The sequence below is a fragment of the Nitrospiraceae bacterium genome (assembly GCA_035623075.1).
GTDB lineage: Bacteria > Nitrospirota > Nitrospiria > Nitrospirales > Nitrospiraceae > DASPUC01.
Genome location: DASPUC010000005.1, coordinates 23,720 through 48,023 on the forward strand (window position 1 = coordinate 23,720; position 24,304 = coordinate 48,023).

At 56.0% G+C, this 24,304-nt stretch carries 25 protein-coding genes and 1 pseudogene; 3 read left to right on the plus strand and 23 right to left on the minus strand.

All coding sequences use genetic code 11. The features are described 5' to 3' along the window. Positions 1–71: 71 nt before the first annotated feature. Positions 72–389: a hypothetical protein gene (locus tag VEI50_01320; GenBank protein ID HXX73752.1), complete on the minus strand. Its 318-nt coding sequence runs from the start codon at positions 387–389 to the stop codon at positions 72–74. 673 nt (positions 390–1,062) lie between these two features. Between VEI50_01320 and VEI50_01325 the strand changes: the two genes are divergently transcribed. Then, positions 1,063–1,431 (plus strand): hypothetical protein, encoded by a 369-nt coding sequence (locus VEI50_01325; GenBank protein HXX73753.1) that lies wholly within the window; start codon positions 1,063–1,065, stop codon positions 1,429–1,431. Positions 1,432–1,573: 142 nt separating this feature from the next. Here VEI50_01325 and VEI50_01330 read toward each other — a convergent pair whose 3' ends face one another. The 22 genes and pseudogenes from VEI50_01330 to VEI50_01435 form a co-directional block, all read right to left on the minus strand. After that, entirely contained in the window at positions 1,574–2,116 is a 543-nt protein-coding gene (locus VEI50_01330; protein HXX73754.1) for a hypothetical protein, read from the minus strand. Between the two features lie 393 nt (positions 2,117–2,509). Further along, positions 2,510–3,970, minus strand: coding sequence for a TolC family protein (locus VEI50_01335; GenBank protein HXX73755.1), 1,461 nt, complete (start codon positions 3,968–3,970; stop codon positions 2,510–2,512). Continuing rightward, complete coding sequence (locus tag VEI50_01340) at positions 3,957–5,348, minus strand: TolC family protein (protein ID HXX73756.1); 1,392 nt, start codon at positions 5,346–5,348, stop codon at positions 3,957–3,959. The genes VEI50_01335 and VEI50_01340 overlap by 14 nt, the downstream gene beginning before the upstream one ends. Continuing rightward, positions 5,317–6,738, minus strand: a complete 1,422-nt coding sequence (locus VEI50_01345) for a TolC family protein (GenBank protein HXX73757.1) — start codon at positions 6,736–6,738, stop codon at positions 5,317–5,319. The genes VEI50_01340 and VEI50_01345 overlap by 32 nt, the downstream gene beginning before the upstream one ends. 56 nt (positions 6,739–6,794) lie before the next feature. Continuing rightward, the gene (locus VEI50_01350; protein ID HXX73758.1) at positions 6,795–7,994 is read right to left on the minus strand and encodes an efflux RND transporter periplasmic adaptor subunit; all 1,200 of its coding nucleotides are present in this window, start codon (positions 7,992–7,994) and stop codon (positions 6,795–6,797) included. A 12-nt stretch (positions 7,995–8,006) separates the two neighbouring features. Next, complete coding sequence (locus VEI50_01355; protein ID HXX73759.1) at positions 8,007–11,270, minus strand: efflux RND transporter permease subunit; 3,264 nt, start codon at positions 11,268–11,270, stop codon at positions 8,007–8,009. Beyond that, a complete protein-coding gene (locus VEI50_01360) occupies positions 11,264–11,704 on the minus strand; it encodes a response regulator (protein ID HXX73760.1) in 441 nt (146 codons plus the stop codon). The genes VEI50_01355 and VEI50_01360 overlap by 7 nt, the downstream gene beginning before the upstream one ends. A gap of 454 nt (positions 11,705–12,158) precedes the next feature. After that, positions 12,159–12,872, minus strand: coding sequence for a hypothetical protein (locus VEI50_01365; GenBank protein ID HXX73761.1), 714 nt, complete (start codon positions 12,870–12,872; stop codon positions 12,159–12,161). Between the two features lie 17 nt (positions 12,873–12,889). Next, entirely contained in the window at positions 12,890–13,402 is a 513-nt protein-coding gene (locus VEI50_01370; GenBank protein ID HXX73762.1) for a peptidylprolyl isomerase, read from the minus strand. A gap of 20 nt (positions 13,403–13,422) precedes the next feature. Then, entirely contained in the window at positions 13,423–14,463 is a 1,041-nt protein-coding gene (locus VEI50_01375) for a hypothetical protein (protein ID HXX73763.1), read from the minus strand. 29 nt (positions 14,464–14,492) lie between these two features. After that, positions 14,493–15,266 carry a twin-arginine translocase subunit TatC gene (gene tatC, locus VEI50_01380; GenBank protein HXX73764.1) on the minus strand — a complete coding sequence of 258 codons (774 nt, stop codon included), beginning with the start codon at positions 15,264–15,266 and terminating at the stop codon, positions 14,493–14,495. 48 nt (positions 15,267–15,314) lie between these two features. Beyond that, positions 15,315–15,557 (minus strand): YdcH family protein, encoded by a 243-nt coding sequence (locus tag VEI50_01385; GenBank protein ID HXX73765.1) that lies wholly within the window; start codon positions 15,555–15,557, stop codon positions 15,315–15,317. A 24-nt stretch (positions 15,558–15,581) separates the two neighbouring features. Then, positions 15,582–16,118 carry a ribosomal protein S18-alanine N-acetyltransferase gene (gene rimI / locus VEI50_01390; protein HXX73766.1) on the minus strand — a complete coding sequence of 179 codons (537 nt, stop codon included), beginning with the start codon at positions 16,116–16,118 and terminating at the stop codon, positions 15,582–15,584. Next, the gene (gene tsaB / locus VEI50_01395; GenBank protein ID HXX73767.1) at positions 16,115–16,927 is read right to left on the minus strand and encodes a tRNA (adenosine(37)-N6)-threonylcarbamoyltransferase complex dimerization subunit type 1 TsaB; all 813 of its coding nucleotides are present in this window, start codon (positions 16,925–16,927) and stop codon (positions 16,115–16,117) included. Before tsaB ends, rimI begins: the two co-directional genes overlap by 4 nt. Positions 16,928–16,931: 4 nt before the next feature. Further along, entirely contained in the window at positions 16,932–17,759 is an 828-nt protein-coding gene (locus tag VEI50_01400) for a hypothetical protein (GenBank protein HXX73768.1), read from the minus strand. Beyond that, positions 17,752–19,113, minus strand: coding sequence for a DNA repair protein RadA (gene radA / locus VEI50_01405; protein ID HXX73769.1), 1,362 nt, complete (start codon positions 19,111–19,113; stop codon positions 17,752–17,754). Before radA ends, VEI50_01400 begins: the two co-directional genes overlap by 8 nt. 571 nt (positions 19,114–19,684) lie before the next feature. Continuing rightward, on the minus strand, positions 19,685–20,569 hold the full coding sequence (locus VEI50_01410) for a hypothetical protein (protein HXX73770.1): 885 nt from the start codon (positions 20,567–20,569) through the stop codon (positions 19,685–19,687). Between the two features lie 46 nt (positions 20,570–20,615). Beyond that, entirely contained in the window at positions 20,616–21,083 is a 468-nt protein-coding gene (bcp, locus tag VEI50_01415) for a thioredoxin-dependent thiol peroxidase (GenBank protein ID HXX73771.1), read from the minus strand. Between the two features lie 25 nt (positions 21,084–21,108). Then, positions 21,109–21,540, minus strand: coding sequence for a tetratricopeptide repeat protein (locus VEI50_01420; GenBank protein ID HXX73772.1), 432 nt, complete (start codon positions 21,538–21,540; stop codon positions 21,109–21,111). Positions 21,541–21,564: 24 nt separating this feature from the next. Continuing rightward, a pseudogene (locus tag VEI50_01425) lies at positions 21,565–21,861 on the minus strand (DUF507 family protein). 11 nt (positions 21,862–21,872) lie between these two features. After that, complete coding sequence (locus VEI50_01430) at positions 21,873–22,154, minus strand: DUF507 family protein (protein ID HXX73773.1); 282 nt, start codon at positions 22,152–22,154, stop codon at positions 21,873–21,875. A 36-nt stretch (positions 22,155–22,190) separates the two neighbouring features. Beyond that, positions 22,191–22,547 carry a cyclophilin-like fold protein gene (locus VEI50_01435; GenBank protein ID HXX73774.1) on the minus strand — a complete coding sequence of 119 codons (357 nt, stop codon included), beginning with the start codon at positions 22,545–22,547 and terminating at the stop codon, positions 22,191–22,193. 159 nt (positions 22,548–22,706) lie between these two features. On the opposite strand from VEI50_01435, the gene VEI50_01440 reads away from it, so the two are divergent. Both VEI50_01440 and VEI50_01445 read left to right on the plus strand, forming a co-directional pair. Continuing rightward, positions 22,707–23,513, plus strand: coding sequence for a ribonuclease H-like domain-containing protein (locus VEI50_01440; GenBank protein HXX73775.1), 807 nt, complete (start codon positions 22,707–22,709; stop codon positions 23,511–23,513). Then, positions 23,510–24,289: a protein phosphatase 2C domain-containing protein gene (locus VEI50_01445; protein ID HXX73776.1), complete on the plus strand. Its 780-nt coding sequence runs from the start codon at positions 23,510–23,512 to the stop codon at positions 24,287–24,289. The genes VEI50_01440 and VEI50_01445 overlap by 4 nt, the downstream gene beginning before the upstream one ends. Positions 24,290–24,304: the final 15 nt, after the last annotated feature.

Below are 24,304 nucleotides of genomic sequence, written 5' to 3' on the forward strand. Positions count from 1 at the left end.
AAAATGAAGCAGAACAAGTATGTCGCAGATACCGGACCCGAAGAAACAGTGCCGTCCGATTTGAGTTATCATTATTCTTTCGGCCAATAGTCTCTATGAAAATCCTTTAATCGTCCATCTTGCGCGAAGACCAGAGTCTTCCGCCAGCCTTGCGCACCGCCATACCCAGAAAACTCCCATGTCCATATATCCTCTCCCTCTTGGGATGTTACGCGCTTCGCCGGCTTGCCCCACTCGGTCAGGTAATAATCCTTCGTCTTCACCCCGATCTCTTGCCGCCTCTCTGCATCAAACGCTTCCCAGCGCTGTTCCAGGGTCATGAAGCATCCCGTCAACAGCAGCAGCATTGTCAGAAGAACGCGGGACAGGTGGAATGGCCGTTCAGACAAAGGAGGATTCTTCTGTCTGAGCCATTCCATTCATGTCTCTGAGCTTGATTGTTCACTCAGCCAGGTTTCAAACGCGTGACGAAGCAGTTGCTTATACCGGGGTTCATATCCGGGAATGGATGAGTAGTCTCCCGATTCCAGCATCTTTCGAATGACGGTTTCAGAGTAGGAAGGCCTTCCATCTTTATGATCTTTATGCCACACAGCAAGACGTTCTTCAGACTCTCCATCACGTTGATCCGAAAATACGTACCAGTCGCAGTCAGAGGAAAATCGAAGATAGGCCATGGCAAAACGGTACTCCGACATTAAGGTGAGGTCAAGAATGAGCCTGGAGGTTAGCCACTCGTGGCTGGTGCGGGTCCCTCTCCCACCCTGGGACAAGGCTGGCAGGCAGCCACGCCGAGTGGTGACAGATAGGTGCGGCTTGGGGTTAGACGGCAGCAACTGGAGCAGAATTGCACAACATGCCGACATTTTTTATCAATGAGCAGACTGCCCGAGCCGATCATAGCCCTTCCGGATCGTTTAAGCCCACAATTTCACGTCAAAACCCCATAGATTTTAATCGCGGCATAAGGCTTGCTGAGGCGGAGGGATTGAGTATAGGGAACCTGAGAGATGGAGGAATCTCTTCAGGTTAACTCCAACTGATTTCCAAGGAGGGGAACCAATGAACATCGATGTGAAGCGACTCTTGGCTTTGGCCCTGATGGCAGGGATCATCGGGGGTTTCGGCACCGGGCTGGCGCTGGCGGACTCTGACGAGGCAGCATCATCCAACGCGCAGTCCATGCAGATGGATACTGCCCCAGGCCCAGCCTTTACCACCGTGGATGGGAAGATCAGCAAGATTGACGGGCCGGTGTACACGGTTCAAAGCGAATCCACAGGCTATCAGAACCTTGGCAGCACGAAGAACGTCAATGAAGTGAAGATCTATGTCAGCAAGGAGACCAAAAAACTCCACGGGGAAAAGAAAGTCGGAGATAAGATTCGGGCCGAGGTAACCCAAGGCGGCTTTGCCAACTCGATTCAGTAACGCCTTGCGGTCTTTTGAATGGGCGGTTTGCAGGGACCGCCCATTCGCGTTCTTAGACTAGCCCCCCTCAATTTTTATTCGCAACCACTGAACCATCACATCGATTATCCATGAGGGGAACGCCATCTTGGCATTGACCTACTTAGTGGGTCCAGATCTGTGCTGGAGTCGCTTCGAAGGGATAGACATGAATCATCCACCCACCGGCTTGGGGAACGAATCGCCCGCCGGCTTGCTGGCACTCTGACTCCGTGGCGATGGTTCCCTTGAACCCAAACTGTTTCCGGGTTATGCGACGTCCACTGCCGTCCGGCTGGAGACACAGATTCACGTGGGCATGCCACTGCGCAACGCTCAAAGGGATGCGATCGTTTAACTGATCTTCACTCATACCTCTCGGCCCCGTGTACATCGCCCCCTCGAGTTCATAACCTTCCCCGCTTTTCTTATACAACAGGGCAGTCGGCTCAGCCGGATCAAAGCGAACCCTGGCTAGAAATCGGCGTTGCTTATTCGCGAAATGGTAATGCTTCGGCGTTCGCTCAGGATGAAGCGGAATATACCCGTCGTTCATGGCCACCCGGTAATCCTTGTACTTTGCGAGTGCCTGCCGTAGAGACTGGACGATTTGATCGGCACGTTGGGCATCGCCTGGATTCGCTGGCCGCAGCGTTGTCCATCTCATGTGGGGCCCGGCATGTCGCTGATGAGGTATCATCGCTTCGACAGTACCCTCGGCATGGTCATGATGATCCATGTTCATACTCTGGGGAGTGGGATTTTCTTGCACTGATTCAACTATTTGAGTCGACTTCGCCCTGTCAATATGCCAAACCAGGCTCCCTAAGAAAGCCAGAACCATGCCCAGAACGACCCTGCCGCGGCGTGTTGAGCTTGGATTACCTTGGCCAGTCATACTTACCTTCTTTAAATGCTCCCCCGTGATCGCTTGGATCCTCTTCTAGCACAAGAAACGAGCTGACCTCGTACCCGTTGACAACCCAGGACCGTTTGCACGGCGTTTCCCATCAGCCACACGTTAACCACGAGCTGAGTGTTCGTCCCGTCGTTCCGCCGTCTAGAATTCTTGCCAGCCTTTCCCCGTTGCATACAGGAGCGCAGCTGCACTGGCCTGTACTCCGTACCGCGCCTCCGAAAGACGGACTTCCGCCGACAAGAGCGCCGTCGTCGCGGTCGTGACGTCCACTATCGATGCCAGCCCAAGCCGGTATCGTTCCTTCGCCAGCGTCAGAGCACTGCGTGCCGACTCAACTTCCCGTTCCTCGACTTTCACCTGCTGCTGTGCGGTCTGGAGGCTCAGATAGGTGTCGGTTACCTCGAGGGCCACCTGGTTCGACAGATCGACTTTCTTTTGTTCCGACTTATACTTTTGTTCGCGTGCCTGAGCAGTCTGATTCTTGATGAGAAACCCCGTAAACAGCGGAACGGACACCGTCGCCCCAGCACCCCACCAGAGGTTCGTCTGTCCCGGATGGGAACCCGCATATTGGTTAATCGGTGCGTCGCTGAAATGGATCACGCCGTACATGCCTAAGGCCGAGATGGTAGGGAAGTTGAGCGCCTCGGCTCCGCTGAGTTTTTCGTCGGCCTGACGGATCCGATCCGTTGTCCCTTGAAGCTCGGGACGATCTTCCATGGCTCGCTGGATCAGCATTTCGAGCGTGGCCGACGGCATAGCGCTGGCCGGCACCTCTTCCAACGTGTACTCTTCCGGCCCGCGCACCCCCATCGTGTTATTGAGGGTCGCAAAGGCTGCGCGCAGCTCGTTCTTCGCTTGCAGGAGCTGAACCTCGGCGTTCCGAAGTTCCACTGAGATGAGATCGAGATCCAGCTTGGATTTTAGCTGACGCTTGTACAGAAGTGCGATTTGATCCCGGATAATCCCGCGCTCGCGCACGGTCTCTTCCGCGATCTCAACCAAACGCTTCTCTCGTATGCAACGGATGTAAGCGTGCTGCACCCTGAGAATCACGAGGGCTTTGTTCGAGACGATGTCTTTTTCAGTTGCCTCCTGTCCGGCTCGCTCCGCCTCGATCCTGTGAGAGGTCTGGCCGAAGTCATAGAGCAGTTGATCCCCGCGAAAGCCGGCGCTCTCGACATAGGATGTCGGCTTGTTTTGCGCACCGGCAATATTGAAGGCGCTAAGGGGCCGAATCGTCCCGCCCGTTTGAATGGCGTAGGCATTGAGTTCGGGGTAATACTGCGCCTTCGCCTGCTCCGTGACTGCCTCAGCCGCCATAGCAGTTTCCTTTGCCTTCTTGAGCGTAGGGTGCTGCTCGAGTCCGATTTGAACCGCCGTCTTGTACCCAAGAAAGGCGCCCTTACTCGGCGGAACAGTACGTGAAGAGTCGGTCACCGGCTCGCCGGCAAGAGGCGATGACCCTTCCGCAGACCAGGTTCTGTCGGCACTCACCACAATGGTAGACGATCCCAGCCATAGGAACGCGAGCACGATCAGTTGGTAGCGGTCAGCGTGAAGTCTCGCGCTGCTGGACTGGCTCCGCTCAGTACCGACCATACTCCACTCCCGTGGCATAGGCGAGCGCGGCATCGCTTGCGCGAAAATCATATTGAGCGGTGGCCAGCCCGACTTCAGCGTTCAAGAGATCAGCTGTGGCAGTGACGACATCCAAAATGGAGCCTAAGCCAGCCTTGTATCTCTCTCGTGCCAGGGTGAGCGCCTCGCGCGCATGAGCGACTTTTTCTTCGGCCACTGTAATTTGCTCCTGCGCGGTGAGACGACTCAGGAAGGCCTGAGCGACTTGAAGAACAATATCGTTGGCGATCACGCGTGTGTCCGCTTCGACCCCTGCCTTGCGAGCCTCAGCTTCATTGATCTGCCCCTCAATTCGTCCGCCTGTGTACAGGGGAAACGCGCTCGTGCCGCCTGCTCCCCACCAGCCGAGTTTGGCTCCAGGATTGCTGACTGCTTGGCCGCTCGACTCCTCCTCTCGACTCCACCATGTGTAACCAGCCGTGCCGATGGCTGTGATGTTTCCGAAGTTCAACGCCTTGGCAGCCTTCAACGCTTCCTCAGCCGCTTGAATGCGATCTTTGCTTCCTAAGAGTTCCGGTCTCTTTGACAGGGCTTCAGGCAACAGTGAATCGATCGCAGGGGCGGGCGTGATCGACAGGGTGCCGATTTCCAAGTCATATTCGGCCCCGGGCTGGAGCCCCATTGCGTTGTTCAGGGCTGCGAAGGCCGCTTTCAAATCATTCTCAGCCTTGATCAGCGCAAGTTCTGCTCGATCGGCCTCGACCGACGCAAAGTCAAGATCGAGCTTGGAACGGAGCTGGTGCTGGTAGAAAGTGGCCGCTTGGTCGCGGATCAGCGTACGCTCTTTAAATACCTCGCGCGCGATATCCACTAACCGCCGTTGTTTCAGGCAATTCAGATACGACTGTTCGACGTTGAGGATGGTCAGCGCCTTGCTGGTGAGGACGGCCTTTTCAGCCGAGGAGGTAAAGGCCTTTTGCGCAAGAATCTGATGCGCCGTGCGGCCGAAATCTGTGATCAATAGGTCGACGCGTATGCCCGGCGTCGTGAGGTAATTGGTCGGCTTTGGGAGAGAGCCGGAGATGCCTAGATTGGCGAGGACTCTCGTATTGCCGCCGGTACTGGCATAGATTCCCGTGACTTGCGGATAATTGACCGATTCGATCTGCTTCACGACCGCTTGGGACTCGAGGACTTCGTGCTGAGCGATCTTGATGCGAGGTTGCTTCTCCAGCGCGAGATGGATGGCTCCGTCCCATGACAACGGCGACCTCTTGGATGATGCGGCGGGCAACTCGACCCGATCGGCTGCCTGGAGCCGTTCAGCCATGATGGCAGAACCCACCATGGCGATGGCCAACATCCATTTAATAGCGCTGGTAGTCTTGTCCTGTGGCATAGGCCACCACTGCCTCGCTGGTTTTGTAAATGTACCGAGCTTCGGTGAGACGCGACTCGGCTTCAAATAGCACCGCTGTGGCGCGGATCACTTCTATGATGGGATTCAATCCCAACCGGTACCGTTCTTCAGCCAGGGTCAGTGCTTCTTTCGCGAAGGCCACTCGATCCAGCTCGAGTGCAATTTGTCCCGCGTTCGTGACCAAAGCGAGATAGGCACGAACGATCTGCAAGACAACTTCGTTCGCGAGATTCTCAAACTCTTGCTCCGTTTCCCCTCTCCGATGACCAGCTTCCTTCACCTGGTTCTGAATCCGAAAACCCGTGAAGATGGGGAACTTGGCCGTGGCGCCGCCACCCCAAAGCGGCGCCACCTCGTTGTCATGGAGGCCGTTATCATGCACATCCCAGTACTTCGTCGCTCCGATGGTTCCGACCGCGGTGACTGACCCGAAGTTCAAGGCCTTCGCGGCTTTAAGTAACTCTTCGCTCGCCACCACGCGATCTCGATTACCAAGCAACTCCGGTCGATCCTTGAGGCCCGCTTCCAGCAGAGACTTCGGATCCGGCTCCTCGGAGACGGCCACGGACAATTTTTCTAATTCGTAGTGACCCGGCCCTTCGACGCCCATCGCGTTGTTCAAGCCGGCAAAGGCTTGCTTCAAGTCGTTCTGCGCTCTGATCAACGCGAGTTCGGCATTGGACACTTCGACCAACACCAAATCCAGATCCACCTTCGACTTCAGCTGGTTCTTGTAGAGAGCTTGGACCAGATCTCGAATCACCATCCGCCGCTTGACCGTTTCCGAGGCGATAGTGATGAGGCTTTGTTGCAGCAGACAATTCAAGTAGGCCTTCTGCACGCTCAAGATCACGAAGGCCTTGTTCGTGAGAATATCTTTCTCACTCGCGGCTTCATTGGCTTTGTTGGCAAGGAGACGATGAGCCGTATAGCCGAAATCCGTGATCAATTGGTTCAGCAGCAGCCCCCCGGTCAGCATATTCTGGTTGTGCTTAGCGAGGGCGCCGCCAGGGTCGAATCCATGCCCGCCGCGATCATGGACGATCTTGCCGTCAGCCGTCACGATGCGGAGCGAACCGCTGCTCTCCGCGATCGAAGCTTCTAACCAGGGATACAGTTCGCCTTGAGTCTGCTGGGACAGAGCCTTTGCGACCATGGACGCAGAACGTGATCGCTCGATCAGAGGATGCTGCGCCAATCCGATGCGGATGGCTTCTTGACGTGTCAACAAGGAGCCGGGAGGCCTCGTATGGGGACGAAGCGGAGCTGCGTCGCCTCGATCGTTCGAATCGCTCGGCTGCGCCGAAGACAAGCCGAACGGGAAGGTGACCAGCGCCAATGCGAAGATCATGGGGACGATTTGACGCATCAATCCTTTGCGCCTCGCATCCGAATGCGAGGCCCGTGTAATGGCTTAAGAGTGATTTAAAGCTTCTGGCGAGCCGGCTTCCCGACCGGAAGGTTGTATGCCGAGGCTTTCACCGCCTGCCCGTCTGTGAGCCCGCCCTTTCCCACCACGACGATTTCTTCCTCTCCAGTGAGGCCATCAACCACCTCCAGCCACAAACCGTCATCGATGCCGGTCTTGATGGGAACGAGACGGACCTGACCTTGATCAAGAACAAAGACCGACTTCGCGCTTCCGTTCTGTGTCGTCACCACAGCGGCTGGTGGAATCACGAGCGCATTCGGATGCTGCTGGAGGTGCAGCGCGACGTTCACGAACATGCCAGGCTGGAGTTTGTGGTCCTTGTTCGGCAGGTCGATCTCAACCAGGAGAGTGCGGGTCGCAGGGTCAAGCGCTTCGGTGGTCCTGGTAATGACAGCGTTGAATTCTTGTCCGGGCAACTCGCGGGAGATCAGCGTCGCGGACACGCCTGGCTTGGCCAGTAACGCCGATTCCTGAGGCACGTTCACGTAGATGCGGAGCGTCTCGATATCCATGAGGGTGAACAACGGCACGGCCTGCGTGGCCGAGCCGGTCGCCGCCTGAATCAGCGCACCAGGGTCCGCGAAACGGGCTGTGATGACGCCATCGAACGGCGCATATACTTTCGTATATTCGAGCAAGGTGCGACGGTTGTCACGGAGATGCTTGGCAGCCTCGGCGGCGGCTTGAGCGACATCCACGTCCTGTCTGGCGATCACATCCGGATTCTCTTTCCACACCCCATATAGACGGTCAGCAGTAATCTTCCTGATCTTGTAATCCGCCTCAGCCTGACGGTATTGATCTTCAACTTCCGGCGCATCAATTATCCCCAGCAATTGCCCCTTTTTAACCACGTCCCCTTTGTCGAACCCAATCCATTTCAAGTAACCGGACACTTTTCCATACAGAGTTGCCTGATACCAAGGAGAAATGTTCGCCGGCAACGTCAGGGTCTGGCTAATATCGCTTCGTTCGACTTTCAAGACTTGGACCTGCGGCGCACCGGCAGACGTTTGAGCCGACTCTCGACCTGTATCCGGCGAGGAGACTGTTGGTTGCTGGCCCTGGATGATGATGAAGGCCACCGCGAGAAGGAAGAGCACTCCAGCAACCGTTAGGGTGATTTTGATTCGAGCCGTCGGTGTCATATGTGCCAAGGAGTCACTCCGTTCGAGAGTATAGTCCAATTCCATTGCTCCTCCAAATCAGTAGACCTTTCCTTCCGCTTCGGCCAGCTTGGCTGCCGAGCGGCGACGGACGATTACGTGTAGAACCGGGATGAAGAGTAACGTCATGAAAGTCGACACGGTTAGTCCCCCGATCACTGCCCGGGCCAAGGGCACGTTGGCTTCGCTTCCTTCTCCAATCCCTAACGCCATCGGCGCCAACCCAAGAACGGTGGCCAGCGAGGTCATGAGGATCGGACGAATGCGGAGCCTCCCCGCTTCGACGACGGCTTCTTCGAGCGGCATTCCTTCACGCAACCGATTGTTGGCAAAATCGACGAGCAGCACGCTGTTCGACACGACGATCCCGATCATCATGAGCGTCCCGATCAGAGATTCGACGTTCACGGACGTATCGGTCAGGAGAAGCATCCAGATCACCCCGATGAAGCCCAGCGGTACCGCGAACATGATGACGAAGGGATCGAGCCAGGATCGAAACAGTCCGACCATCACGAGATAGATGAACACCATCGCGAGAGGAAGGGTACTGGAGAAACCAATAAGCGCGGTACGCATGCTCTCGAACTCACCCATGAAGGCTACCCGCACATCCTCTGGCACACTTACCTTCGCGAGCTCGCCTTGGATCTTTGCAGCAATGTGGCCCAGATCATTGTCCTTCACACTCACCAACACGTCCATCGTCCTGAGCAGACTATAGTGGTCCACGGTTTCAGGGCCGGTTTTTCGAACGACATCCACGAGGTCCCGTAGAAGAACAGGAGGCTTTGCTCCGTCAGTGCCGGCTCCTGGCAGTCGAGGCTGTTCGGGAAAAGGGGTCTGCCCAAGTACCAATGAGCTGCCTCTCAGTCCCGCTCCCCCGATGCTGGCCGCTGCTGGCTGCTCAACATGGATACCAATCAACGGCATGTTCAGAAAATCTTCAAACTCCACGAGGATCTGTTCCGGGAACTGCGTGACCACGAAATAGGCATTATTCGTTTTGGGATCGATCCAATAGCCGGGATTGAGGGTCAGGTTTGACGCGAGGCCGGTAATGAGATCAGTGACGATCTGCTGTTCGTTGAGGCCAACGTAGGAGGCCTTCGCCCGATTGATGTCCAGGTGAATTTCCGGGTAGTCTATCCCTTGGCGGACCTGCACATCCGCGGTTCCCGGCACTCGGGCAGCCGCTTCTTTGATCTGCCCGGCGACTTGGGCGATTTCATTTATATCGATACCACTCACTTTGATGTCGATAGGAGCCGGCAGGCCGAAGTTGATCACATCACTGACGATCCCACCGGTCTGAAAGGAGAACTTCAGACCTGGCATCTCACGGTAAAGAGTCTCTCGCAATCGCGCGACGATATCCGGTGTCCGCGCCTTATGGTCGCGGACAAGGGTGACTAGGATGAACGCCTGGTGCGGGCCATTTACCGGCGAGTACAGAACCATCCATCCCTGCGGAAGTCCGATGTTCGAGACGATCTGGTCTACGTCCGATTTGGGAATCTCTTGTCTGATCAGATCCTCGATCTTCGCGATGATGGCCTCGGTTTTTTCGATTCGGGTTCCCTCGGGCGCCGACACGTTCAGAATGAAGGATCCTGCGTCCACCTTGGGGAAAAACTCGGTTGCCATGTTAGGGGCCATGAAGACGGAGCCGACGAAGGTGAGCGTGACAACGATGACGACCACAGCCTTGTGGGCCAGGCACCAACGGAGAACCAGGACATACCAATCAACGAATGGGTCGAACAGACTGAGCCGGTTCCACCACGCGACAAAGCCGCTTTGAGGGGGCGGAGCGTGCCCGTGGCTGCCGTGCCCTTGCCTGAAGAGCCATGCGATCGTAACCGGCGCGACCGTCAGCGCAACGAAATATGAGGCCATCATCGCGTAAGCGACCGTGAGCGCCAGCGGGACGAACAAGAATTTAATGATGCCCGTGAAGAAGGCAATTGGGAGAAAGACCAGGAAGACTGTGATCGTAATCACCAGCATTGGCATTGCCACCTCAGTCACCGCGTCACCTGCCGCATCCTTGGCCGACTTGCCCATGTCCATATGTCGGTGGGTATTCTCCACAACCACGATCGCATCATCCACGAGACGACCAACGGCCAGAGCCAGGCCACCCAGCGTCATGATGTTGATCGTATGTCCGGTGAAAAACAAACCGATGAAGGCGGCCGTCACCGACAGGGGAATGGCCAAGGCGATGATGAGCGTGTAACGGAGGCTGCCCAAGAACAACAAGACCATCAGACAGGCGAGCCCGCCGCCGAGGAGGCCTTCATGCTCGAGCGTTTGAATGGATTGGCGGATATAGATGGATTGATCGAACAACAGCTTGACCACGATGTCTTTGGGGATGCCGACGAGTTTCGGCAAAGCCTCTTTGATCCCGTCGACGACCCGCAGGGTGTTGGCGCCGGCCTGTTTCATGATCGGGAGATAGACTGCCCTGTGCCCATTGATCCGAACGATGTTGGTCTGGATCATCGTGGAATCGACCGCTTTGCCCACATCTCGGAGGAAGACCGGCACTCCGTTGACCAGCTTGAGCGGGATCTCGTTCATCTGATCCACGATCTTGATCATGCTGTTCGTATAGACGTTATAGTCGAAATCTCCGATCTTCACGTCACCGGCCGGCAACAGAACACTTTGGGCGTTGACCGCATTCACGATATCGTGCGTTGAGACACCGCGGGCGAGCATCCGTTCAGGATCAAGAAAGACCGTCACTTGCCGCACAGTCCCACCGAATGTCGTCGGATACATGATCCCTGGCACATTGCCGAACTGCGGTCGCACGTTGAAATAGGCGATGTCGCGAACCTCCTTTTCGCCCATCGTCTCGCTGCTCGTCGTCTGGACCGCGATCGGCAAGCTGGCCGCTCCAAACTTGATGATGATGGGCGGAAAGACTCCCTGCGGCAGATACCGCAGATTCGAATAGGTGAGGCTCGTGATCTCAGCCACCGCCGCATTGACGTCGTACGACGGTTGAAAATAGATTTTGATGAGACTGACTCCAGACAGCGACCGTGATTCGATGTGCTCGATGTATGAGGCTTGGAGAAAGGCCTGCTCCAAGCGGAGGGTAATCGCACCTTCAACTTCCGATGGCCCCATACCTTTATAGAACGTCGCCACGGCGACAACCGGCAGATTGATCTCCGGGAAGATGTCCACGACCATGTTCTGGTAGGGCACGACTCCGAGAATCACGACGATGAGGCTAATCGCTGCGGCTGCAAAGGGATTCTTGAGTGCGGCGTGGGTCAGCATCGGGTTTCCACGGGATTAGGTATCACGTTCCAAGTGGTCCAAAATCGACACATCACTGCAACGCATTGCACCAGTTCATCGAAGGTTCCTGGCTTCACGACATAGCCATTGGCACCGTAGGCATAACCGGCCGTCATGTCGCACGACGCCTCCGAAGTCGTGAAGACTACGACTGGAATCGAAGCAAGGCGATGATGGGTTCGAAGTCGAACCAGGAACTGGTCGCCGCGCGTTTTTTCTAACTGCCAATCGAGCAGGATCAGAGAGGGCAGCGACTCGTACACGGTACGATTAGCCAGGAAATGCATCGCTGCTTCGGGGTCATGTTCGGTATAGAGCTGGATGTCCAGTCTGGCTTGGGCCAGCGCCTGGCGGAACAACTCACACTCGCCGGGGCTGTCGTCGATTAATAAAACGGATGCAAGGTTCCGCATAATGCAATCCTTCAGAGGAATCCGGAGAGGAATATCAGCAGGGAATGTGCCGGACTCCAAGAGGTAGAGCATCAGGATATAATAGTGGACGACTAACAATAACTTATAAAATGAATCTGAAGGGATTGATGAAGGCCAATTGAGAGAGGATTGGGGAGAAGTTCCACAGAATCGTGGACTTTTTCCAGAGAGTTAGGAGCGTGGCCTAGTGGTCTTCCATACCAAGCTGGCGGAGGAACAGGTCAAGACAGCGCAAGGGGCTCTGCAGCCGGAAGAGCCACGCTAGAAGCTTGGCCTCCGCACCCCGGTTGGAAGTGACGCAAGCGGAGGTCGCTTTCACGGCTGCACAGACCTGATTGCTGGAGGCTTAATAATATGACTACAAGATAGCGGAGGTAACGCTGGCCTACACCACTGGCGGACAGGTTCGAATGGAGATGGACTCAACGGTCCGCTAACGTGAAGACGTAGTTGCGACCGGTCCTGGTTGGAGTTTCGCGAGATCGATGACAAGTTCATCGGTGGTATTTGCCAGCAGTGTGTCCCAGAGACTATGCCGATAATGCACGACGGCCTCGGAAGGCTGAAAAAAGAGATCAAACTCCTTCGGAGCCGTCGGCCGCATCGGATAGCGACGGTCATAGATCATGCCGTACGTTGGGATCCCGTAGATAATCTGCCAGTTCCCTAGAATGAAATGTAGTTCGGTGCCGTGGAAGTATAACCCCCCCGAGGTAATCACACGCTTGACGGAGGTTTGTGGCTGACTCAGATAGAACGTCACCCGTTCGTTGTCTCTGGCCTCCGCCAACGCTTGGGCGATATGCTGTGAGAGCAGCCTGATTTCATCAGGAGAAAACACCGGCTCGAACGGAGCCTCACCCTGTATCCACTTCTGCAGCCAGATCCGATGCTCTTGCACCCGTATGCCGTCGAGCAGGCGGGCGACTTCATCGGCCGTGATGACCTTGGGATGATTATGCGCGGTCGGCGGCCACTCGGGCAACACCAGGTCATCCAGTTCAAGCCGAACAAAGTTGACGGGATCCTCGTAGACGGAACGGTAGGGCACGTGAGGGATCGCGCAGCCAAGCAAACCCGGCAGGAAATAAAAAATAAGAAGTGTGGCGACTCGGCTCAGCTCTTCCCTATTCTTTATGCTTTTCACCTCTGACACCTGGCTCTTCACCCCTCACTAATCGTGACTGTCATCTCAACTCGTTCCAACGGGTTGTCGCGGCCATCGCGCCTCAGATTCACGACCTTGTCGGCGACGTCCATCCCATTGACCACTTCACCGAACACGGTGTACTTCCAGTCGAGGGAATTCGCGTCGGCGACACAGATAAAAAACTGCGAGCCCGCGCTATCTGGGTCGTTCGAACGAGCCATGGATAAAATACCGCGTTTGTGCGGCTTGCTGTTGAATTCGGCTTTGACCTTGTAACCCGGTCCACCCATACCGTGCATGCTTCGATCGGGATTTTTGCTGTTAGGATCGCCGCCCTGAATCATGAACCCCGGAATCACGCGATGAAACGTGGTCCCGTTATAAAATCCTTTCTTGGCCAGGTCCACGAAGTTCTTCACATGACCCGGCGCGACGTCAGGATAGAACCGGAGCACGATGTCGCCGAGAGACTGTCCCTTGCTCGTCACCGTAATCGTCGCACGCAGTTTGTCACTGACTTCTGCCATACTCCGTATCCTTTCTTTGGTTACCGGAACAAGAAGGGCGGCGGAGCCATCCCTCCTTCCAAACCTTGGTTAATAGGGCTCCATGTCTGCCCGTCGTCGTCGCTGCGAAAAGCACCCGCATTGGTCCCGACGTAGAGAGCGCCGCTTCCGGACTCAATCAGCACCTGCGTCGCCATGCTGGTTAGTCCTTTGTTCAGCGGAATCCACTGACGTCCTGTATCGGTCGTTTTGAAGATTCCCTGGCCGGTCGCCACGAAGAGTCCGCGGCTGTTGAACACGATCCCCCGAATCGAGTCGTTCGGTAGTGCGCGGCTGATCGACCGCCAGGTCACGCCGCCATCTATGCTGCGAAAAACTCCGCCATCGAAGGTTCCGGCGTAGATCCCTCCTTCAGGATCAATGATCAGCACTCGAATGAAGTTTTCGACCATCCCTTCATGATCTTTCAACCCGTGCTCCATCCTGGTCCATCCAGCAGAATGAGCCTTGAAACGCAAGACACCCTTCCCGGACGTTCCCGCAAAGAGTGTACCATCCGATGATTTTGCCAACGTGTGCACGAGGATGTCGTCTAGACCGCTGGTCACCACCGACCAATGGTCGCCGCCATGATCCAGGCGGTAGGCTCCGTTCGCTGTCCCGGCATAAAGGTTATCCCCACTTGCGAGGAGAGCTTTGATTTCATGCCGCTTGAGCCCCTCGTTGACAGCCTGCCACGTTTTGCCCTGGTCACGAGAACGAAAGACGCCGCCACGAAATGTTCCCGCATAGACGGTCCCGTCTTGTGTCGTCGTCATGCAGAGAATGAAAGGATCGGTGACACCCTGACCGGATTTCGTCCAGGTCGCACCACGGTCCTCGCTGCGAAAGATACCGTGTCCGAACGAGCCGGCATAAACGTGATTCTTGCCGGATGCCGTCAGCGCTTGAATGCTGGCCGCCTGTTGGTCCAACGGTGAACCGGTCGCATCGGTCTGAGCCACCGGCACAGACGGTGTATTCACCTCAGCCAGAACACTCGGGCAACAGAAGACCATGAGTGCAAGAGCGACACGTGCCATTATATGGTTGTTCAACCGCATGGCTATGGTTACCGCACGCGGTGCCCAGCCGTGCCCATCGGCAGATCTGGATCGAGGGGGAGGCTCACAGCCTGACCGGAATATCGGCCGAACAACCTGGCTCCGAGAATGCCCACTTCATACAGCAGCATCAGTGGCACGGCCATCAGCAGCATCGTAAAGAGCGTGGCATCTGGGGTCACGATGGCGGAGAGAATCAGCGCACCAAGGATGGCGTGCCGACGATACTTGGCGAGACTCTGGGCGGACACTACGCCGAGCCGTGCGAGTAACGTGAGCGCCAGCGGCAACTCGAAAGCGCAACCGAAAATCAGCAGGAACTTTACGTTGAAATCGATGTACGTTCCCACCGAAAGTTGCGGTGTGATGTCGCGATCCATCCCGAAACTGACGAAGAAATCGATTACTAGTGGAAGGATAACGAGATTGCAAAAGATGAGGCCGAGGGCGAACAGCCCTCCTGCCAATGCGAAGAGCGGGATGCTCCAGCGCTGCTCACGAGGAAGCAGCGCTGGAGCAATGAATTTCCAGAACTGGTAGAAAACGACGGGCAAACTGCATACAACCGCTGCCAGAAACGAAACTTTGATCGAGGCGAACAGCGCTTCCGTCGGCCCGTAAAAGACCAGCTGGTTGGGAAACGGCCGATTCAACCAGGCGATCATGTCGGCGGAAAACGCGAAGGCCCCCATCAACGCGACGAGAATCGTGGCCCCGATGATAATCAGCCGCCGCTTGACGGTTTGGATATGTGCGGCCAAAGGGTTGACGATCTGTGCCATATAATATGTCTCGGCAGCCCGCCATGCCCGTCTCCATGATACTAGGGCTTAGTGGGCTGTCGCGTGTAAATCGTGATCGCGGTAGCTTCGAATGAGCTCCGCCATTTTATCTTTTTTCAGCAGCTTTTCTTTCTGCAACTGCTTCTTCTGCAGCTCTTCAGCGGGCGTGAGGACATGGTGCCTTTGCAGCTCGTTGAGTTCGTGGTCCAGCCGATGGTGGGACTCTTCCAGTGCACGAAATTCGTGGCTGGACTGGCGTAGCCGTTCCGCAATCGCATCGTCCGTCAGCATATCGCACCTCCTGGTGTAGGTTAGTTATGCATGCCTGACACGACTGTCTGCCTGACTCCCGGATGTTTGCAGCCACTGGGGCTGCACCACAATGGGTTCCAGTTCCATCAAAACCGCATCTTCGCTGGGATTAGTGTAATATGAAGGACGAGTGGCAATCCGGTGAAACCCGAGGCGTTGGTAGAGCGTCTGTGCCGCGATATTGGAAGCTCGAACTTCAAGCACGGCACGGACCGCACCTTGATTGACTCCCGTTTGCAAGGCGTGGATCACCAAGGTCCTCGCCAAGCCTTGCCGGCGCACTGAACTCAGCACCGCCAGATTCATCAAGCGAACTTCCTCGAAGACGATCCAATAACACAGGTACCCGACGACCGCCGTCGAATCGGTGCCCGGCATGTCGCTCTGTTTCGCCAGGAGAAAATGGGCGAACCGATTGCCGGTTAACTCCGCCTCCAGCATTTTGCGCGTCCAGGGGGCTGAGAAGCAAGCCTCTTCGATATGTAGGATATCAGATAAGGCTTCGAGGGTCGCGGGTTCAATCGTAAAGGATCCTTTCACGTTTTGTTCCCTCTGGTCCTGATCCGCCGCTCAGACTCGCCGACACGTATTCTGGCCATTCTGGCCCCCAGTTTCTTGGCCACCCGTTCCTGACGGCGCGCAACGGGGGATACACCTCCCGATTGCTCGTACTTCAGCTCAGCCTCGGATTGCTGGATATATAAAGGACTTATCCCCAATCCCGCCACATCCCCGCTTCGCAAGCGGGCCATCCCGGCCAACCCGACACTCACCGCTGACGGTTTCATCGCATGAGCCGGTGCCGCCGTTAGTTTTACCGACCTTGCAAGGCTATTCCTGATAGCCGCCTCCTGAACCTCCCACCCTTGCCCCATCATCACGGTGGGCCCTGCCAGCATTCCCCCGAGTGTGGATGGCGGACCCACTTGTTCCGGAATTACCCGCTCGATCAGGTTATCGGTCACCCATCGAAACACGGCCCAATACACTTCGTCTCGACGACTGCTGAGGACAGGACACAGTGGTGTCGAGGCGCCGCGGAGATTCCACGCCAGTCCTTCCAATGTTGGTACAACCGCCAAGGGAAGTCCGGTGATCGTACGAAATCCCAGCATAGTCGCCAATCCCACCCGTAACCCTGTGAACGACCCGGGGCCGATCGATACAACAAGGCCCTCAAGCTGCTTCAGTGACAGGCCGGACTCGGCGAACAGTTCGTCAATCGCAGGAAGCAAGAGCTTGGAGTGGGACCTGCCGGCATCCTGATCGCGTCGTGCCACAACCCGCTGATCATCCAGAATCGCGACGCTTTGCCACGGGGTTGCCGTGTCAACGGCAAGAATTTTCATTGTGCTATACCTGACCCAAGTCGCCGGCCTTCAGCGGCTGGTTCGGGACAATCTCGTGAAAAGTCAGTTGGACACTCCCCCGCCCTTTTCCGTCCTCCAACGAAATCTTGAAGGGTCTGAGCAACCGCGTATCATCAGCCGCGGGCGTGCCTGTCGCACCACCGATGGGACGGAAGTCATCATACTGAATGGTCGCCTCCACCTCGCCTGAGGCAGTGAGTCGATCCTCCTGTACCACCAGCAACGTGCGTCGATCGAACCAGAGCCGCCGTTGCACCGCCCGTTCTTCCTGTGAGCCGTTATGGATCGGCACCAACACATCGAGTCGGTACCGATCTCCGTCTTCTGTGAGAGTGACGGTCTCACCTTGAGCAATCGCACCAGTCCCGACCACGCCGCCCATCGCCCACACACTCAATTGAAACGGCCGCGCCAGCTTGCCCATCTCGCTCATGTCGGACCGACTGCCCGTTAGAACACGCCCCATCGTCGGTAATCGCAGCTTATATTGATCATCAGCCTGGACAAATTCAAAGAGTTCGCCGCCGATCGGGGTGAAGCCTCGCAGCCGCATCGCATCCGGCCGCTGGTAATACACCGTTCCTTCCACACGAGAGGCAATCGGAATAATCCCGCCGCGGACTTTCGCGCTGAAGAGCCCCTTCATCGTCTGGATCGCTGCTTCCCGCTGTCGCAGCAACGCAGTCAACTCCTCAACCGTCGCCTGTTTGAGCTGAACACCCTCAGGAGGACGGACTTCGGCACAGCCGGAGAAGAGAAACGTGGTCGAGACCGCAAGCAAGACCACGGCGGTCAGCCACTGTTTAGACAAGCGCGACCTCCAGTGCTTCACCCACTTCATGGATCCCGATCAGCTCGATTCCATCCATGGCATCCAGTTTCGCCAGATTCCGCTCGGGCAAGAGACACCGTTTGAATCCCATCTTCGCCGCCTCCTTGATCCTAAGCTCCGCTTGACTGATGGCACGGACTTCTCCGCCCAGTCCGACTTCGCCCAGCACCAGCAAACTCGGCTCGATGGGGACTTCCCGCAAACTCGATGTGACGGCAGCGACAATTCCGAGATCGATCGCCGGCTCATCGATCCGCATCCCGCCCACGACATTCACGTAGACATCCTGTCCCGACAGATGCAGTCCGAGCCGCTTTTCCATGACCGCGAGAAGCAACGAAACACGATTGAGCTCCACCCCGTTGGCCATACGCTTCGGCATCGCATAGCTGGTCGACGACACCAGGGCCTGCAATTCCACCAATATCGGCCGCGTTCCCTCCAGGCTCGACACCACGACCGACCCAGTGCTGCGATGTGACCGTTCAGCCAAGAACAACTCGGAGGGATTGCTCACCTCCTCCAACCCGGAATCCTTCATCTCGAACACGCCAATCTCGTTGGTCGACCCGAAGCGGTTCTTGACGGCTCGAAGGATTCGGTAGCTATGACCCCTGTCCCCTTCAAAGTATAAGACCGTGTCGACGATATGTTCGAGCAATCGAGGCCCGGCAATCGCTCCTTCCTTCGTGACATGGCCAATGATGAATACCGGCACACCGGCACGCTTGGCCAACCACATAAGCTGGCCCGCGACTTCCTGCACTTGGCTGATGCTGCCGGGGGCAGACGTCATCTGTTCGGTGTAGACGGTTTGAATCGAGTCGACGACGAGCGCCGCCGGTTGAATCTCCTGCACCGCTTTGAGGATCTGTTCGAGCGACGTTTCAGCGAGAATCAGAAGACTCGGATGCTCGATTCCGAGTCGCTGCCCGCGCATCTTGATCTGTCGCGGCGACTCTTCACCGGAGACATAGAGAACTTGCTCGCGCTTGCCCGCCAATCGAGGAAGGGCCTGTAAGAGGAGTGTCGTCTTTCCGATGCCGGGATCGCCGCCGATCAAAATGACTGCGCCGGGGATCACTCCACCGCCGAGTACGCGGTCGAACTCGCCGATCTGGGTGAGCCGCCTCGGCTCTCCGACAATTTCAATGTCGGCGATGGGCGTGGCTATGGCAGGGGCGATCTTGACGGATGCAGGACGACCCTTGCCAGTCGCCGCCTGCCGTTCCTCCTTCATCGTATTCCAGCCGCCACAATCAGGACAGCGGCCGAGCCACCGAGGCGATTGATACCCGCAGGTTTGGCAGGAAAAACTCGTCTTCGCCTTCATTAGCCGAATGCCTTGGGATGACAAGGGGAATGACGCTCTATAATAAAGGAAAGCGGAACGATGTGGAAAGGGCCTACCTCATGAATGAATCTATAGAAGCCACTGCCTTTGTCCTTAGGTTGTCCATCATTCTTGGAGGAGTCTCTACGTGACTGATGACACTATTTCTCCTTGCAAGAATGAGAGGAAAACCCGTTCATAAGGTCTTGAACAAAACAAGTTCGTTAGATCCTTCGGCTCGCATCATTTTTCCCCTCGCCTTTATCCTAGCACTTGTTGTGGTCTTTCTGTATGCGTTCAGAAATTAGACGGCACAAATAGATGAGTCCTGCTGCAGCCCCCTAATTACCTTGCAAATCAGCATCAATGGAACGGATGCGCAATGAAGTTCACACCATTGGATATCTGGATATCCCATTTTCCCCCACCATGTCGTGCGCAAATGGCCCGGGTAATCGGATGACCGGATTGCCCTTCACTGCGCGCGTCCAACGAGCACTACCCTTAATGTAAAAATGCGATCCACTTTGCGTGTCGCGTTGCGCGAGCACGAAGGGCAATCCGCCGCTCGCTATAATTTCTTGCGTACTTCCTTCCAATCTTTCGCCACCTTCGCCTTGCGCGGCACTTCGCCTTTGGACGGTTCTGGCACAATCACCGCCTCGAGGCGACGTTGAAGAAACGCTTCCGCAAAGGCTTTCGATCGACCGATACCGACTTTGAGCGTTTTCCAGCCGGCGGTGTGGAGTTCGTCTAATCGGGTGCCCACTGCATCAGAATCGCCTGGCAGAGCAAGAATATGACCAGGGGGAAACTTGTGCGTTTTCAACCATGCTCGAACCAACTCATTTGTGGAGAACCCACCCGAGTGATCGCCCTCCGTTGTCACCATGTAGATGACATTATAATAGAACTGTGTCAGCTTCCTCAGCTCGTCGGCAGCATCCGGTATCGGATCCCTTTCCGCTCTCTTCCCGAACGGAAGGGTCGGTACAGGGGAGGACGCAGGCTCTTCTTCCATTAATGCCGCGAGTTCCACGGCGAGGATCGGCCTCCGACGTTCCCAGACTGAAACGTTCGCCGTTGCTTCCGCAGGTCCGATTCTCGGACTGTCGGCAACACGCACGGTGATCGTTGCCATGCCGCGTGTTTTGGGGGTGAACTGGAACACGGCACGTCCGTCACCTCCTGTCATCGCTCTCGCGACAATCTCCCCGTTCTGCAAGAGTTCGAGCGGTTCTCCTCCCAACCCTGCATCACCCAACAAGCCTTTTCGAGCGAGCTTGGCTTCGATGGCAACCGGTTGGTTGAGGCCGGTCAACGCATCTTTGACGAGCAACGTGCCGGCCACCTTATCGGCTGACCAGACAACAACACCCTCTGGAGCAAGCAACAATAGCACGACCACCCACCAGGCTCGGATGGTCGGTCGTGCTCCTCGCACCCATGCACTCATATAATATTGAAATCAACTGACTGGATTGGCAAACGGCCTGTCGTAACTAGGCTTTGAGCGCATCCAATACTTCTTTCGTGTGGCCGTCCACTTTGACCTTACGGAAGATCGCCTTCAACTGCCCCGATGCATCGATCACAAACGTGCTGCGTTCGAGGCCCCAATAGGTTCGCCCATACATATTCTTGAGCTTATAGACGCCGTAGGCTTTAGAGGCTGCGGCTTCTTCATCGCTCAACAATGTGAACGGCAACTTGAACTTGGCGATGAACTTCTGGTGGGAGACTTTCCCGTCCATGCTCACACCGAGCACCACCGCTCCGGCTTTCTTCAACGTCGCCTCCCCGTCACGAAAACTACAGGCTTCTTTGGTACAGCCCGGAGTGTCATCCTTCGGATAGAAATAGAGGACGACCTGCTTGCCCTTGAAATCCTTCAGGCTGACCGTCTTTCCCGATTGATCGGGCAAGGAGACATCAGGGGCTGTGTCTCCGATTACAAGTTCGCGTGCCATTACCCAGTCCTTCCGTTTGCAATCCTCACCGAGGCCCCATGGTCGGCCTTCCAGTTGCGTAGGGCCGTTCCTTCTGCGTTTTCGGCGCCTGCACATTGCCATACGGGGACAAGGCGGGAGAATCCCAAATGGTTTTATCTCCCGGCGCGAGATTCGCGGCTTCCATGAATTGCTGCCGCGCGGTTTCCGTATCACCCAGAGCGTTGAGTGCAAGGGCATAGTTATAATGAGCCTGCCCGGATTGAGGCGCGAGCGCCATCGCTTGCGAAAAATACGTCTTGGCTTCCTCGAACTGTCGTGCCTGATAGGCCTGCGTCCCCTGTTCAGTCAATGCGATGGCTTGAGGTGTGTTTCCTGGATCCAACGTCAACGGAACCAACGGCTTGGCTTTTGGTTTCGCGCAGGCAACGAGTCCCATCGTCAAGAGCAATGCTCCAAGAATAGACAGGTATTTCATAGCTCCTCCGTACATCTCCACAACTCATGCCTTCGCGTGCTTCCGCAGTTCTTCCTCAAACGTTTTCCGGTAGAGCACATCCCATTCCGGGCTACCTTCCACGATCGTCCGTGAATAAGACGATAACTTGTACCTCACTTTCCGGTCGATTTCACCTTCCTGTGTTAATTCGGCAGCGAGCACCCGTTTGATTTCGCGGAGAACCTTGCCTTCTTCACTCTTCATGTGAATCAACGGACTATTTTTGACTGCCCTAAGAATGACATGCGAGAGATGGCTGATCTTGTCGTCACTCAACATATCGAATCTGTGCACGGCGGGAAATCGGAAGGTTACAGTATAATGCCACGATCTCGTACCAACTTGTTTTTGATCATCGTAAACATTTTTTGATAATCGACCTGTCCCCGCTCGATATCTTGTTCGTAGACCTTCATGAGTTGCCGGACTTCTGCGTTGAGCCGGTCCTCGACGGAAAGTTCCTCCGTCATGGTTTGATCGAGCACCTGAACAAAGGCCTTTCGATCACCGGTCAGTTCCACATGGCCTTCCTGCTGCAAACGAGTCGCCAATGTTTCCGCCATGTGATGAACACGTTCTTTCGAGAGCCGCACGATCTGTCCCCTGTCTCTCCGAACTCCGTCCCAGCTTTAGATCTTCTCCACTTTGATCGTCTGCATGGTCATGACCTGTCGCAAAACTGTGGCATCGCCGATAACCTTACCGACGATGTTCACACGATCAGCGGGGACCGGGTCTGGGCCCATGCTCATCGGAGTTCGACCGAAGAAAATCGCCACCACTTGCCCTACCCCCCAAAAGGCGACATCACCGACCTTCACCTGTGAGGTGGCCGTCTCGCGATAATCTTTCACGCCGGGGAGTTTGAAATACAATTCCTCGCCCCATGTGTTCAGTGGTGCTTCGACGGGCAAGGCAGCATAGATTTCATCGGCGGTTTTATTGGGCTTCAGTTCCACGACGAGCTGCACTGAGCCGACAGTCACACGTATGCGCCTGGCGTTGCCCAACATCCCGTTTCATCACCTTCCCTCGCATTCAAGGAATGGTGTCGTCCTCCTGCAACCAGAAGAATTTCGGCTCGAGTCTCGTTCGGAATCTAACTTGTTTACCCCCTGAAATCAAGGCTACAATCCGGCTTCGCGATGCTCACCTCAACCTTTGTTCTTCTTCACAGAGTTGGTCCTCACACTGAGCGACGCTTATGGGACACAGGCGTCCTCAACTGGGCGACATTTCTGGGTTCGTCGGCACTCTCCGGCATCTCGTCTGTCCGAAAAACGTGGTACGATGCGCAATTGGTTGCTGCTCAATCCCACCTGGATGCCGGTCATGCGCAGTATTTCGCGACATGCCTCAAGCCGCGTGAACACTGGCGCTTGTTTGACGCCTTTCGCCGTCGCGTTCTCTATCTGGACATTGAAACAACCGGCATGTCGGCTCGTGATGGACACGTCACGGTGGTCGGGCTCTATCGCAACGACCGCATGACCAGTCTCGTACATGGCGAAACATTAACGGAAGATCGCTTGCACGATGAACTCGAGCAGACTGATCTGCTCGTGACATTTTTTGGAAGCGGGTTCGACATCCCGTATCTTCAAGCGAAGTTTCCTCGATTGGACTTCCGAAAGCCTCATTTCGATCTCTGCTTTGCTGCGCGCCGACTCGGATTCCGCGGCGGTCTTAAGCTCATCGAGCAAGAGCTGGGCATTGACCGTGACCAAGACGTCATCGGACTCGATGGATGGGACGCGGTTCGTCTCTGGCATCAGTGGAAAGGAGGCGATCAGGCGGCGCTGGACCTCCTGCTCCGCTATAACATCGCTGACACTCGCAACCTCGCACTTCTCGCTGAACACCTCTACAAACGACTGGCCGCTCGCTTCGGTCCGTTGTCTGTTGCTGCCATATCGGGCTATCGCAACTTCTCGTCTGAGGCCCCTGCGTGACACACTCGACTCGATGGATTGGTATCGGACGCACACACATCGGCTGCGTCCGTTCTTCGAACCAGGACACCTATGGCGTGCTCAACGATCAGGGAGTCTGGTTCGTTGCTGACGGGATGGGCGGTCACGCAGGAGGAGACATTGCGGCTCAAATTGCCGTGGCCGTCGCAATCTCCGAAACGAAAGAGCGCGTCGCCCTACTGCGCGACCAACCTGATCAGGCTTCGACGATGCTGGCCGACATTATCACGCGCGCGAATCAAGCCATTCACGACAAAGTCCGGCATGAGCCTCACCTTAAGGGCATGGGCACGACCATCGCTGCGCTTGCGATTCCGCCCTCTCCTACGCCTATTGCTCACGTGGCACATCTCGGCGATAGCCGGGCTTATCTGTATCGTGATCGATCGTTGACCCAATTGACGCGCGACCACACGCTCGTCGAGCAGCTTGTGAAACGTGGGCTCCTTGACGTCGAATCCGCACGCACGTACCCGGAGCGTCATGTTCTGACTAAAGCCCTCGGGATGGGAATCGGCGTGAAACCTGAGCTGACGTCCTGTCCATTGCGTCCCGACGATATCCTGTTGTTATGCACGGATGGTCTGAATAAGATGCTCGATGATCCCGCCATCGCCGTGGTTCTAGCGGACTGCTACGGCGACTCTGATCGTGCGTCATATGAGCTCATCACACGGGCAGTGGAACGGGGAGGGGAAGATAATGTGACTGTCATCGTTTGTGCTCCGGTCACGTCGGTTCTCTCTCCCACATAGTCATTGACAACCACT

What these genes read in the sequence shown, in the direction of transcription:
- VEI50_01325 (HXX73753.1), top strand. Translation starts at nt 1,063, where the DNA reads ATGAACATCGATGTGAAGCGACTCTTGGCTTTGGCCCTGATGGCAGGG.
- VEI50_01330 (HXX73754.1), bottom strand. Translation starts at nt 2,116, where the DNA reads ATGAGATGGACAACGCTGCGGCCAGCGAATCCAGGCGATGCCCAACGT.
- VEI50_01335 (HXX73755.1), bottom strand. Translation starts at nt 3,970, where the DNA reads ATGGTCGGTACTGAGCGGAGCCAGTCCAGCAGCGCGAGACTTCACGCT.
- VEI50_01340 (HXX73756.1), bottom strand. Translation starts at nt 5,348, where the DNA reads ATGCCACAGGACAAGACTACCAGCGCTATTAAATGGATGTTGGCCATC.
- VEI50_01345 (HXX73757.1), bottom strand. Translation starts at nt 6,738, where the DNA reads ATGCGTCAAATCGTCCCCATGATCTTCGCATTGGCGCTGGTCACCTTC.
- VEI50_01350 (HXX73758.1), bottom strand. Translation starts at nt 7,994, where the DNA reads ATGGAATTGGACTATACTCTCGAACGGAGTGACTCCTTGGCACATATG.
- VEI50_01355 (HXX73759.1), bottom strand. Translation starts at nt 11,270, where the DNA reads ATGCTGACCCACGCCGCACTCAAGAATCCCTTTGCAGCCGCAGCGATT.
- VEI50_01360 (HXX73760.1), bottom strand. Translation starts at nt 11,704, where the DNA reads ATGCGGAACCTTGCATCCGTTTTATTAATCGACGACAGCCCCGGCGAG.
- VEI50_01370 (HXX73762.1), bottom strand. Translation starts at nt 13,402, where the DNA reads ATGGCAGAAGTCAGTGACAAACTGCGTGCGACGATTACGGTGACGAGC.
- VEI50_01375 (HXX73763.1), bottom strand. Translation starts at nt 14,463, where the DNA reads ATGGCACGTGTCGCTCTTGCACTCATGGTCTTCTGTTGCCCGAGTGTT.
- tatC (HXX73764.1), bottom strand. Translation starts at nt 15,266, where the DNA reads ATGGCACAGATCGTCAACCCTTTGGCCGCACATATCCAAACCGTCAAG.
- VEI50_01385 (HXX73765.1), bottom strand. Translation starts at nt 15,557, where the DNA reads ATGCTGACGGACGATGCGATTGCGGAACGGCTACGCCAGTCCAGCCAC.
- tsaB (HXX73767.1), bottom strand. Translation starts at nt 16,927, where the DNA reads ATGAAAATTCTTGCCGTTGACACGGCAACCCCGTGGCAAAGCGTCGCG.
- radA (HXX73769.1), bottom strand. Translation starts at nt 19,113, where the DNA reads ATGAAGGCGAAGACGAGTTTTTCCTGCCAAACCTGCGGGTATCAATCG.
- VEI50_01410 (HXX73770.1), bottom strand. Translation starts at nt 20,569, where the DNA reads ATGAGTGCATGGGTGCGAGGAGCACGACCGACCATCCGAGCCTGGTGG.
- bcp (HXX73771.1), bottom strand. Translation starts at nt 21,083, where the DNA reads ATGGCACGCGAACTTGTAATCGGAGACACAGCCCCTGATGTCTCCTTG.
- VEI50_01420 (HXX73772.1), bottom strand. Translation starts at nt 21,540, where the DNA reads ATGAAATACCTGTCTATTCTTGGAGCATTGCTCTTGACGATGGGACTC.
- VEI50_01440 (HXX73775.1), top strand. Translation starts at nt 22,707, where the DNA reads ATGCTCACCTCAACCTTTGTTCTTCTTCACAGAGTTGGTCCTCACACT.